Source organism: Candidatus Binatia bacterium, from assembly GCA_029243485.1.
In the GTDB taxonomy this organism is placed as follows: Bacteria; Desulfobacterota; Binatia; order UBA12015; family UBA12015; genus VGTG01.
This window is the reverse complement of record JAQWRY010000025.1, coordinates 1-11,732: the sequence shown is the minus strand read 5'-3', so window position 1 is coordinate 11,732 and position 11,732 is coordinate 1. Positions and strand designations below refer to the sequence as shown.

General features: G+C 64.2%; 10 protein-coding genes, 3 tRNA genes and 1 pseudogene. 5 read left to right on the top strand and 9 right to left on the bottom strand.

All coding sequences use genetic code 11. The features are described from left to right. Positions 1-18: 18 nt before the first annotated feature. The 4 genes from P8R42_08570 to P8R42_08555 form a co-directional block, all read right to left on the bottom strand. Entirely contained in the window at positions 19-240 is a 222-nt protein-coding gene (locus P8R42_08570) for a hypothetical protein (GenBank protein MDG2304695.1), read from the bottom strand. 109 nt (positions 241-349) lie between these two features. Further along, a complete protein-coding gene (locus P8R42_08565) occupies positions 350-694 on the bottom strand; it encodes a hypothetical protein (protein ID MDG2304694.1) in 345 nt (114 codons plus the stop codon). A gap of 763 nt (positions 695-1,457) precedes the next feature. Then, a tRNA-Ser gene (locus P8R42_08560) sits at positions 1,458-1,546 on the bottom strand. Between the two features lie 9 nt (positions 1,547-1,555). Next, positions 1,556-2,998: a tyrosine-type recombinase/integrase gene (locus P8R42_08555; protein ID MDG2304693.1), complete on the bottom strand. Its 1,443-nt coding sequence runs from the start codon at positions 2,996-2,998 to the stop codon at positions 1,556-1,558. A 1,049-nt stretch (positions 2,999-4,047) separates the two neighbouring features. Between P8R42_08555 and P8R42_08550 the strand changes: the two genes are divergently transcribed. Together P8R42_08550 and P8R42_08545 are read left to right on the top strand one after the other, a co-directional pair. Then, entirely contained in the window at positions 4,048-4,623 is a 576-nt protein-coding gene (locus tag P8R42_08550) for a hypothetical protein (protein MDG2304692.1), read from the top strand. Positions 4,624-4,627: 4 nt separating this feature from the next. Continuing rightward, the gene (locus tag P8R42_08545) at positions 4,628-4,852 is read left to right on the top strand and encodes a hypothetical protein (protein MDG2304691.1); all 225 of its coding nucleotides are present in this window, start codon (positions 4,628-4,630) and stop codon (positions 4,850-4,852) included. Positions 4,853-5,097: 245 nt separating this feature from the next. Here the strand turns inward: P8R42_08545 and P8R42_08540 are convergent, their stop codons facing one another. Beyond that, positions 5,098-5,544, bottom strand: a complete 447-nt coding sequence (locus tag P8R42_08540; protein MDG2304690.1) for a nuclear transport factor 2 family protein — start codon at positions 5,542-5,544, stop codon at positions 5,098-5,100. A gap of 60 nt (positions 5,545-5,604) precedes the next feature. On the opposite strand from P8R42_08540, the pseudogene P8R42_08535 reads away from it, so the two are divergent. Continuing rightward, a pseudogene (locus P8R42_08535) lies at positions 5,605-5,885 on the top strand (hypothetical protein). 292 nt (positions 5,886-6,177) lie between these two features. Here the strand turns inward: P8R42_08535 and P8R42_08530 are convergent. Then, positions 6,178-6,393, bottom strand: a complete 216-nt coding sequence (locus P8R42_08530; GenBank protein ID MDG2304689.1) for a hypothetical protein — start codon at positions 6,391-6,393, stop codon at positions 6,178-6,180. A gap of 294 nt (positions 6,394-6,687) precedes the next feature. Beyond that, positions 6,688-6,776 (bottom strand) — tRNA-Ser (locus P8R42_08525). A 135-nt stretch (positions 6,777-6,911) separates the two neighbouring features. On the opposite strand from P8R42_08525, the gene P8R42_08520 reads away from it, so the two are divergent. Beyond that, positions 6,912-6,985, top strand: a tRNA-Arg gene (locus P8R42_08520). Between the two features lie 50 nt (positions 6,986-7,035). Here the strand turns inward: P8R42_08520 and P8R42_08515 are convergent. Beyond that, on the bottom strand, positions 7,036-7,524 hold the full coding sequence (locus P8R42_08515; GenBank protein MDG2304688.1) for a hypothetical protein: 489 nt from the start codon (positions 7,522-7,524) through the stop codon (positions 7,036-7,038). 313 nt (positions 7,525-7,837) lie between these two features. Here P8R42_08515 and P8R42_08510 point away from each other — a divergent pair, with 313 nt between their 5' ends. Further along, a complete protein-coding gene (locus P8R42_08510; protein ID MDG2304687.1) occupies positions 7,838-10,204 on the top strand; it encodes a GEVED domain-containing protein in 2,367 nt (788 codons plus the stop codon). Between the two features lie 544 nt (positions 10,205-10,748). On the opposite strand, the gene P8R42_08505 is transcribed toward P8R42_08510, so the two are convergent. Continuing rightward, on the bottom strand, positions 10,749-11,453 hold the full coding sequence (locus P8R42_08505; protein MDG2304686.1) for an SHOCT domain-containing protein: 705 nt from the start codon (positions 11,451-11,453) through the stop codon (positions 10,749-10,751). Between the last annotated feature and the right edge of the window lie 279 nt (positions 11,454-11,732).

Sequence of the window (11,732 nt, the reverse complement as noted above, 5' to 3'; positions counted from 1 at the left end):
TTGCCCGGGGTGGAGCGCTCAGGTGTTGATAGGAGGCTCATCCGTGACGCGGCGAAGCGTGACCTCATTTACCCGGCGTCGCTGCCCGTAGCGCGACTCGATGGTCACGACAGGCGGGTCCAACTCGACCACGGTGAAGGGGCCCGGCTCGGCCATGAGCACCACGAGGTCTCCCAGTCGGAGTTCGTCGTCGGGCCGCTCCGCCTCGGCCGGCGCTTCGTTCTCTACTTCAGATGCCACGCCTTCCACGGTAGGGGTTGGTCCGTGGGTTCGCAAAGGTGGGGGACTCGCAGGCTGCGCACCCGCATCCGCTGGTTGCGGAGCCCGCACGAGCCGGTGTCGCCGCCTCTCAGCAGACGTTGAGGCAGAAGGCGAGATCGGAGGTCGCAAACTGTTCTCTGCCGAGGTCCTTCGAGGTCTGGATGGCATTGTCCACGCAGGCCGTCGGGTCGTTCGGGATGTTGCAGTCCGCCTTCTGCCTTCCGCACCCCGCGTTCCCGGGGTCGGACGGCGTGTTGGTTACCGTGAAGTCGCTTGCCGCGAGCGGTGGCTCGTTAGTTTCGCAGGCGTTTTGGGCCTGGTTGAAGATCGTTGCTGTGCGGCTCTCACCTGAACGAGCAGCGCTGCCGTGAGAGTGGTCGTCGAGAGCATACGGGTCGTTAGCGTCCTGCTTTGAGGGCGAGTCATTCGCCATCGAAACCAGACTACGGCCGACGACCGGGGTGCGCCATCGCACGCTCATGTGATGCTGGGGGCGGGGCGCAACCGAGGCGGACCCACGCTAAAAGGACTTTTCGCGGTGTCCTTGAAGCTAGGGAGGTTCCCCAATCTCGGCGTGTTCTTTACTCGTCACTCTCGTGGCAGTTTTGTTGGGGCGCCTTCGATGGTTCGTCTTGGCCACCTGCCGGCACGGGAGCTTCTGCTGATTTCGGCCGGGCGTGGGAGCCACTACCGGTTTCGTGTGAATCAGCCCGCGTCTCGGCGGCGGGCAGGCCGGGGGGGGGGCAGAAGTCGGGTGCGTCAAACATTCGTTCGAAAATGCTCCTTCGTGTCCGATCAGAGGCCTCATAGCCCGGCAACCTTGAAGGGGCGAGGTGGCCGAGGCGAAGGTGAGCACATCAGCATGGTGCGCAGGCTCGTCGGCCCGTTCGTGGTCTTGGTGGTGTGCTTGACGAGGTGCCGCGATGCGAAGGTCGAGACCGCTTGCGAGTCGCCCCGGTGCGGCGGAGAGCGGTCCGCGTGCGACCAGTTCGATGCCCTCCGTCGCCCGCTCTTCGGGGATACCCACGTTCATACGGCCAGCGGCTGCAGATCGCGAAGGGTTGGCTCGACGGCGCCGGAGACCGTGACCGACGGGTTTGAGGCATGCTGCGAGGCTCGCCCGCCCAAGACGATTCAGGGGCGCGTCTGGACGTCTCCGATCTGGTACGCCCCGGCGGCCGGCGGCTGAAAAAAAACGGAGGGGGTGGGATTCGAACCCACGAGGGCTTTGACACCCTGCCGGTTTTCAAGACCGGTGCCTTCGACCTGACTCGACCACCCCTCCATAGATATCTCAGTGTTTTGTTGGCGTGTCTCCTGCGTCCGATCCCGGTTTGGTGACGGTCTCGGTGACGGTTCGTACCTCATTAACACCCACATCCGGTCGCGACATCCGGCGCGCGGCGTCCTGGAGGTCCTCGTCGGCGACGATGCGGTAGCGCCGCCAGACAGAGTCGGTCTTGTGGCCGAGGATCTTCTGCGCGACTGACTGCGGGACGCCGGCACGGTCGAGGTTTCGGGCATGGCTGCGGCGCATGTCGTGGCGGAGCTTGCCGGGGAGGCCGGCGTCACGACAGGCCTTGTCCCAGGCGTTTCGCATCGAGCGGATCCGCTGTCCCGCGCGCTGGAAGACGAATGGGCACTCCGGGAAGAGGTGGTCGTGGTCGGTGCGAGCGGCGTCGATCACGGCTCGCAGCTCGGAGGTGAGGTAGATCGTCCGCTCGGTCTTGTTCTTGGCTGCCGTGGCCGGGATCGTGACGCGGCCGAAATCGCCAGCCTCGAGGTCGATCCAGGTCCAATGCATCGCGAGAACCTCGGCGCTGATGCGGGCACCCCTCCCGTAGGTGAAGGAGACCGGGCCGCGGAGGTAGTCCGGGAGCTTCGCGAGGATGCGTTCGATCTCGTCCGAGTCGATGAAGCCCTGGCGGGCATCGGGCTCCGGGAGCTTTCGGATCGCCGGGACGTGACGGGGCTCGAGGCGCTTCTCGCGGCTCAGGATGTTGAACATGCGGAGGAGCGTGGCGGTCTCGCGGTTCGCGCTGGCAGGCGAGGCTCCAGCTGCGAGGCGGGCTTCGATGTAGCGATCAACGTCGGCGCTGGTGATCTCGACTACGCGGGGCCTCGCGAAGTGCGGCGCGAGGTGCTTTCGGATCCGCCTTTCGGCGTCTGGCCACGAGCGAAGGCCGCGGAGGGTGTAGTCGCGGCGGATCGCGTCGATTGCATCGGTGAAGGTCGCCGTCTCGGGTCGTGAGATCGGCAGTGAGTGCTGCGCCGCGCGGACGCGCTCGTCCAGGATTCGGGCCGCTTCGGCCTCGTCGAAGGTGCCGAGAGGCTCGACCCGGCGTCTGCTCTCGATCTTGCCGTCGATCAGGACTGGTCGGAAGTAGCGTCCATAGTAGCCGCTTGGTCGGAGCTCGATCTGGCCGGCTCCGTAGGAGCGTCTAGGCGCTTTCTTCTTCCTGGGCATCGTCCAGCTCCTCTTGCGTCGAGTCGCCTTCTTCGCGCGGGCCCGTGCACGCCGCACGGCCTCCCGCTTTTGTTGCTTCCGGCCCTCGTCGTCCAATCGAGCCCGGTAGAGATTCGGGGCCAGCCCCTCTCGGCGGCATAGAGCGGCAATGCTCTCTTCGCCGCGCAGTCCTTCGAGGACGATGCGGATCTTCTCTTCCGCCGAAAAACGACGACGCGTCTTGCCCTGAATATCGCGGACGACCTTCTCCGCGCTTTCTCCCTTTCCCATCGGATTCTCCTTCCGTTTGGGCCGGGAGTGTCTCTTATTTCATCGGACTGTTTGGTCCAACCGTCTCTGAACCCGAATACTGCCGAGAGGCCGCATGACGCCGCGGGCAGGGTTTCCAGACAGGACGAGGTCGCTGGCACGACCCGGCAACGGTCCCAGCCGGAAGTGGTCTTGTGGCCGAGGATCTCTCGGGCGACCCGCTGAAGGACTCCCCCCCTCCCTCCCGATCGAACGGGATCGCGCGCCGCACTCGGGCAGTCGAACCCGGCAGCGTGAACCGGAGTCTCGGTTTCGTTGCGAACCTTTACCCAGGCGCGCGGAGTTGCTCGCCACAATCCACGCAATAGAAGCTCTGGCGTCGGCGCTGCTCGTCGTGCTGCGTGCCGGGGCAGTTCTGGCTGCCGACGGCGTCGTTCACCACGGACCCGCATTGGGGGCAGTGCCTCACCGGGGCATCTTGGCGCAGGTGGTTCTGATTCCTGCATCGATCCGTTTGGTTCAACATCTACGCAGCGGCCCCTTCATAGGAAGCTTCCTCTCGGACGTCGGGGCGACGATGGGTCGGGAGGCTCATGTTCTTCGCGGAGAACGTCGCAAGGTTTGCTCGTTCCGGCGAAGAGACGATGGACCCGTTTCGTACACGATACAAGAAGTCTGTTGCATTGCGGGCAGTGCTCACGGCCGGGCTTCCCTCTCGCGCGCCCTCGGTCGTCCGGCTGTGCCGCTCTGCAACGTTACTCGCTTGTAACCCCACCGGCGCGAGGCTGCCGTTTATAGGAGTTCGTATTGAGCCCCTTCCAGCGCGCTTCCCTCCGACCCGATGTGGGTCGGCCCAGGCGTGCTCTGCCCGAACTCCTACGCTCGATCGGCGATTCGAATCGCGAGAAGCCCGGTCGGCCTCGCTGTCGCCCGCGATCGGGACCAGAGCGGTCGGTAAAGCGCGTAGCGCCTTCGGCGAGGGCAAGGCCCCGCCGCGGGGCAACCGCAGGTTCTCGTATCCAGACGTCTGAGCGGTAGGTTCCGGGCGGCAACGAGTCGGTTTCATCGGCTTGCGCCGCAAGGAGTCCCAGGGCCAATATTTCCTCGAGCGAGCGACGACACGACAGCCTAGCGCGGTCCGAACTGCGGCCGTCTACTGCGAAGGGAACTTCACGGGCGTCGCGGGGCTCGGCGGCTCCAGGATCGAGAATATCGAAGCGATGCGTCGCGCTGGCGTGGAGGCGCCGATGTCCCTCATCCGCTCGCCCATGATCAGCCAGGCCGAGCGGGTCGTGAGCCACTCGGACATGAGCCTCCACACGGAGCTCGGCGTCCTGCGGCAGCTGTCCGCAGTCGCGCAGTTCGCAGGTGTCACCCACCGCGTCGTGCTCATGGTCGAACTCGGAGATCTGCGCGCGGATCGAGGCGACCGTTCCGGGGACTGGTACCTGCGCCTCGGGCAGTGCGGCCCCGAGGCCCTTCACCAGTACGACGGGCGCCTTGGGAGAGGGCTTTCCACCGGAATGCGTGGGGCGCGACCGGATACGATGCCTCGAGGACGTCGTCGTAGTACAGGCACAGCGTCGTCCATGCGTTGTCGGTGGGGTCGCCGAACGTCGCGTCTTCTCTGGGAATCGCGCCCGTGAGTTTGTGCTTGAGGAGATCCTTCGCAGCGAGGATGCGGTCGACGCTCTTGCCGACGGCTGCGCCCGCGACCCCGCGTGTACAGAGCTCATTGAAGGCGACCTGATCGCCTGCTCGTGCGGCACGCTCGCGACTTTCGACGCGAACCCGAACCAGGTCGAGGCGATCGACGAGAGGGCCGCTCGCGCGTACGACGTCCGGCTGGACGGGGGGGTGTCGATCCGGGCCTGAATCGCATCAACGACCTCAACGAGATCGCGTTCATCGCGATCGAGTGCCGCGCCTGCGGTCGTACCCGGAGTCTCGCTGCAACCGGAGTGTTGCTCGCCGAGCGTCCGAAACTATCAACGCTCTACAATGTCTCCGCTCAGACCCTTTGCGACGTGATCGACGTCGGCGGGATCGATCCGGCACTGATCTCGCTGCCGGACGCGTCCTGCATCGGGGACATGAACGTCCCGTTCCCGAAGCGGGGATCAGCTCTTCATCTTCTCCAGCATCTGGGCCATCTGTTGGTGGAGCATGTTGATTGCTTGGAGCGGTCGGATCATCACCTTGAACTCGACGATCTTGCCCTCGTCATTGCACGTGATGATGTCGACGCCGTTCACGTACTTGCCGCCCATCTCGGTTTCGAACTCGAGCACGGCGTGGTTCCCGGAGAGAACTTCCTTCGTGTAGCGGAACCCCTTCTTCTCGCCGTCGGTTGCGTCGCTCGATACCGGCGGTTTGCCCTCGCCCTCCCCGTCGCCGAGAGTGGCGCCCGCCGCGGCGAGGTACATCTTGGTGATCTCTTTGCCGCGCTGCGGAGTGAAGACGACCGGGGAGTAGAACACGCAGTCATCGTGTAGGAGGGCGTCGATCCCCCCTTCGAGGTTCCCGCGAAGGCAGGCGTGCCAATCGGCGATGGTCTTTTCGATCATGGAGATGCCCTAGCACCCGCGTTTGCCGCCGTCCTGCACCCGGTGGCCTACGTGGAAGCCGTGGGTACCCATGTCCTCCGGCTGATTTGGGCCGCGGACGAGGCGGAATGGCGTCGTCTCTGGACGCTGTATCTGGAGTTCTACGAGACGTCCGTGCCGGAAGAGGTGTTTGCGTCGACGAAGGTCTTCGCGGCACGAGCGGCGGCTGTGCCCTGATCGAGGCCGTCTACGCGGCAGCAGAGGGGGGGAGTCCCTCGCTCTACTGGCTCACGCAGCACTTCAACGAGACCGGTCGGTGGCTCTACGACCGCGTCGGCACGTTGTCGCCGTTCCTCCGGTAAAGTCGCCGAGTCGTTTTTGGACACCGGCCAACTGAAGATCAGGTGGTGGACAAAGCTATTATGCGGCTTCGGCTCGGTTGCGTGCGGGCGTTACATGAAGCGACGCTCCGCCAACTCACCGAGCGCGAGGCCTTACCGTGGGTCGGTAAGGGCACCCGGGGCGAGAGGCGGGGTCACACGGGCGCCGCTCTGCGGAGGGGAGGGGAGCAGAGCAGCACCCGTGCGGGCAGCGAGCTTCCTCCGGCCGTCGTAGACCGAGAGGAGCCCGCAGCGGTGTGGGCCACCGTCTTGATTATTGGGGGGGGAGGTCGGGTGTGGAGGTGACGAGGACCTGTTTCTTCGAGCCGCAGAACAGGAAGTCTCTGTCGAGGAACTGATCGACCAGCGCCACGTCATGCGTCGTGGACGGCCGTGCTCGAAGCCCCAGCATGGCACCGACCCGGATGAACTCGTGCTCTTCGAGATTCAGGAGGAAAGCGTCGGTGTCTGTGGGATTGGGGTCACTCATGGTTCCCCACTACTCCAAGCTTCGTGCCGCGGTTGGCCCGAAGAGCGGTCCGCCGGCTTGTGGCGGAGCCCATGGGGCCCCGTGCCGCGCCTGCCCGAGCATCAGCCGAAGGGCACCCAAAAAGACTACGCTTTTGGGCGCTCGGAACCCGGAAATAGCGGATGACGCACCTGCTCCGGCGCCTGGGGGCCGATCGGTCGCATTTGCATCCACTTGCAACCGTGCAGGGATGCCATGCCCCGTGCTGTGGCGGACCCGGCGTGCTGGCGACGGGCGATGGGAGGCGAAAGGAAACGGAGAGAGAGGGATTCGAACCCTCGAAACGGGGTAAACCGTTTACGCGCTTAGCAGGCGCGCGCCTTCGACCACTCGGCCATCTCTCCGCGCGTGACTGCCTCCTGTGTCCCCACCTGATACCTGTGAAGCAGGCGCCGCTGCAAGGCTTCTCGATTCACTAGAGAAGTTTCACTCCGACTGGACACTGCGCTAGCCTATGGCTAGGTAGCCGACCTGCCTGCGCGCCCTTAGCTCAGTTGGATAGAGCGTCTGACTACGGATCAGAAGGCCGGGAGTTCGAATCTCTCAGGGCGCATGGTTGAAACCCCTCGGGAAACCGGGGGGTTTCTTCGTTTTGGGGGATGTTCAATGGACGAGCGTCTCGTCGTCATCTCCATTTTGTGTACCCCAGTGTGACCCCGCCTGCGTTGGAGATGGCCGTTCGAGCCCGTTGTGTGCGTTCGCGTTTGTGAGGAGGACTTCCCCGCCCATCGTGTCGCGTACCCGGACCTGCACGGTGATCGGGCCTCTTCCAGCCTCGCGTGCCCAATTCGTCACGCCCGAGAATCCCGTGCGAAGCGGGATGCTCGGGTCGCCCTCGTTCACGTCCCCGCGTTCCGAGCAGCAGGGCACCTCTCCGGTCTTGACGCCGTCGATCAATACGTCGAAGGGCTGGATCAGCTCCGCACCGGGTGTCGTGGTGTAGACCCAGCCCTGAACGTTGCCGACCTGGGAGGCGAAGCCTTCGGGGGTCTCCAGAAGACCGATGATCTCGGCCGCTGCCGGCGTTGCGAAGGTGTGCAGCAGGAGGAGGGTCGAAATCGTCAAGCGGTGCATGGTGCGGATAGCCGACATGAAGCCCCTTTTTGGCTCCAACCCGACCTAACGGCTCCTTACCGGACGTATGCGTGCGCCTCGTTCTGCCTCATGGGCTTGACCCTCCCCCCGAAACCGGTCCGGCCCGAATGTTAGAGAAGGTCGGTCGGAGAAGGAGGGAGTGAGATGGCAAGCAAGCGACACGATGCTGCCAAAAAAGGCCTTGACGTCGGCTACCGTCTTGGACCAATCTGCATAGCGGGCAGAAGCTGAGGCGCGATATCTCAAATATCGGTAGCGATGCTTCTCGCGTCCCTCCCGCTTTCCTTTGACGATCAGTGAGGCAGTTCCGATGAACACTTCGAACCCCGAATCCGACTACATTTCGTCCCCTGGCCCCCTCCTGCACGTAAGGAAGCCGGTCTTGACCGGACTCGTCGGCCTTCTTCTCCTCATCGCAATGCCAACGTCCGCCCATGCGCAGTTCTCGATCTCAGGCCAGGTCTACCTCGACGCCGACGTGAGCCTGAGCTTCACTGGCGGCGATAGCGGCATCGACGGGGTGACCGTCGTGCTCTACGACGTGTCGGGCATCTCCTGCCAGAGCGTCGCGACGTCGGGCGGCGGACTCTACTCCTTTGCCGGCCTCGCCGCGGGCGACTACCGCATCTACGAGGCGGCCGGGGAGACGGTGGGTGCGCTCACGGCCTGTCCGCCGACCGAGTCGACGGCCGACCCCGTGTCCCGCACGGTCACATCGGGCACGATCCAGGATCCGTCCGACTATATCTCGACGACTCCCAACCGCATCGACCTTACGCTCGCGCCATGTCGGACGTCCCTCGGGTGTACCGACATTTTGGGCCAGGACTTCGGCGACTACCTGCTCGGCCCGTCGTTTCCGTGCGACGACACAGCCTGGCTCCTTCAGCAGAATCCGTCCGAAGTGTGGGAGATCGACCTCACGACCGGAACCCCAACCGGCCCGCTGGCCACGCTCAGCACCGGGGTTACCAACGCATTCGGGTTCGACGTGCTCGACGGGTACCTCTGGGGAGCGAACCTCGATCAGGCTTCGGTGAACAGTCAGGCCAACGGCATCACCGTGGTCTCCTCGGACTCGAATAGCGTGCTGCTGCCCTATTTGAACGATGGGGGTGATCCGACTTCTATGGTTTTCAACGCCGGTGACGTCACCCTCGATGGCTATCTTGTGCAGAGCCATGGAAAAACGACTCTTTTCGGTTACAAAAAACTGTGTTGGGTCGACGTGAATCCCCAACGGACGACCTACCTGTCTCGAATCGACCCGGCGACGGGGTTGGCTGACACCGGTTGTGTCTCCATTTCCCCCCAAACCGGGGCGGACCTGGCCATGCACCCCCAGGACGGCCTGCTCTACTCGGTGCAGAATCACGAGTCGGCCTTGCAGGATCTCATCATCACCGATCCCGTCACCGGTTCGACCACCGAGGTGCTGGACGTCCTGCCCCGATGTCCGTGGCCGGCGAACGCTTACGGAGCGCAGTACTTCGACGTCGAGGGCTTTCTGTACGCCTCATGCAACTCGAACGGGGATATCTACCGCATCGACCTCACGACCCCTGGTGTCGTCGGCGACGTGGTCCTCTTTTCGAACGGCCCTACGACGGTGCAGAACGACGGCGGGCGCTGCGCGCTGGCGAGCCAGCCCACCGATTTTGGCGACGCGCCTGACACCTACGGGACGACGATCGCAAGCGACGGACCGCGTCACCGCGTCGTTCCCGGCCTCCTTCTGGGCGCGCTGATCGACAACGAGTCCGATGGTCTGCCCGGTGCGGGCGCGACGGGCGATGATCTCGATGCGGTGGACGATGCCGACGGCCTGGTGGGCAACTTCGCCTGGTCGACCATGGCGGACTCTCTCTCGGTGACGGTCAGCGTCGTGAATACCACCGGTTCCACGGCGTACGTCGGTTGTTACGTCGACTTCGACGAAGACGGCACCTTCGATACGGCCGACGAGTACACCGAGAGTTCGACCGCCACCAGCGGCAACCTGACCATGACCTGGACGACACCGGCCGGGCAGGTCAACAACCCGCCGTTCGCGCGCTGTCGAACCAGCACCGACCAGGCCGCGATCCAGACCCCGACCGGGGCGGCGCTCGACGGCGAGGTCGAGGATCACGCGCTGAGCTTCCCTGCCATGCCGACCTGCAGCGACGGCATTCTGAACCAGGACGAAACCCAGATCGACTGCGGCGGGGCCACGTGCCCTGCGTGCCTCACCTTCGGAATGCATCCCGACAAGTCGAAGATGAAGTTCGGCCGCAAGCCGGGCAAGCTTGACTATCTGATGGTTCAGGGCGGCTTCGAGCTTGCGAGCTACGATCCCACGGTTTGTGATTTCTCCCTCGCGATCACCAACGCCAACGGTGCCGTGACGAGCTTCTCGGTCGCAGCCGGCCAGCTGCAACAGCGAGGGAAGTGCGCGGTCTACTCCGACAAGGCCGCAAAAAAGATGGGTGGAACGCAACGTGTGCAACTCTGCGCGATGCGCGAGGCCGATCGGTGGCGCTACAACCTGAAGGGCTTTGGAGAATTCAGCGCCGAGGCAACCCTGGCCGACATGAACCTCCGGCTGGACACCTGCGCGGATTCGTTCGCCCGAGGAACCACCTGGACCCAGAAGAAGAACGGCTGGATTCTGCCGCGATCGACCTGGGTACCCTGATCTTCCACCGCCCGTTTTGGGCCTTCATCTGGAGGGTCGAGGGGTCGAGAATGACCTGGAACCTTCCTGGAGCAGCGAGCCGAGCTCCCGAGGCCGCCGTGGTTCGAGAAGCGCCGCCGGATGATCTGCTGGGCCAATCACCTCGCGAGCGAGACGCGCGCGTATCTTGCTCGGTATTGGCACTTTCAGCGAAGCTTTCGAGAAGCCTCTCGGCGATACCTCGACGGAGAGAGCGACGCCCCCTTCCCTCCCTTTAGCTTCCGACCTCCGAATATGGCGCTACCGCCGGGCCTCGGCTGGCGGTAGGAAACATGAACGGCCTCTTTGCCCGGGTCGACGGGTAGCGGCGACTGCGAAGCCTGGAGCGAGGTCCAGTTTTCGGGTCCAGGCGGCAGCGGGTCCCTCAATGGTTTCCCGACCGGGGGGCGTAGGTAAGGCACTAGGTACCCACGTCTTCGTGGCTGCAACAGTTCCCGGCGGCAATCGCCGTGTAACGACTGGCGTGCGCTGAGCCGGTTGGTGTACCGCCGGATCGAAGTAGATCTCAAAGGTCCTCGAGGATCCGGTTGCGCTGCGCCTCGTGCTCGGCTTCGGAGATGACGCCGCGACGCTTGAGGTCGTCGAGGTCACCGAGCCGGCGCTCGACCGTCGTCGGAGGTGTCGCAACGACCGCCGCTGGTGCGTTCAGCTGCTTGACCATCCCGGGCTCCGTAGGCTGCGCAGGCTCCGGTGCATCCTTCTTGTAGATCACCCGCGACCCCCAGATGTAGATCGGCAGCCACGTCGTCTCGCTCGGCTCCGGCGGCATCTCGCGCACAACGTCGTCTGTTGCAGCTTGGCCGATCGCGGTGATCAAAGGCCCAGCGAGAAGCGCAGTACCGACTGAATTCCAGGCGCTGTCCAGAGGCTCACCCCAATATGGATCCTGGTAGTAGATCTCCCGCGCTCGGGCGTGGAACTCGGCCGCTTCTTCCGGCTGCCCGGCCCGAACCAGCTGAGAGGCTTTCATCGCCGGAATGCGCCAGTCGTGCGACCACTTTTTCAGCCCGCGATCAATGTCGCGGCCGATCTCTTCCTCAGTGATCACTCGGTCCTCGCTGTCTGTAATCTCCCACTCCCATACAAAGGCGACTAGATCCTCTGACTCGTCGCTGTGCATGACCTGCGTGTGCCATTCCTTCGTCGAGGTGCACGACGTCACGAGAAGCAGAATCGTGCTCAGTACCCAGAATGACCGATAGGGTTCCATTCTTCTCCGTTCCACTTTAGTCCGGGCCTAGTCAATCCAGGGATGGCGCTGGACCCGCTGAGCGCAGCACAGGCTGCTAGCCGATCCGCCGTCGCCCGGGCGGGTCCCCTTGCCCGACCGGCGGGCGGAGGTGCGGCAGGTGTTCGGGTTCAGAGACGGTTGGACCAAATAGGTCGATGAAATAAGAGACACTCCCGGCCCAAACGGAAGGAGAATCCGATGGGAAAGGGACAAAGCGCGGAGAAGGTCGTCCGCGACATTCAGCGCAAGACACGACGT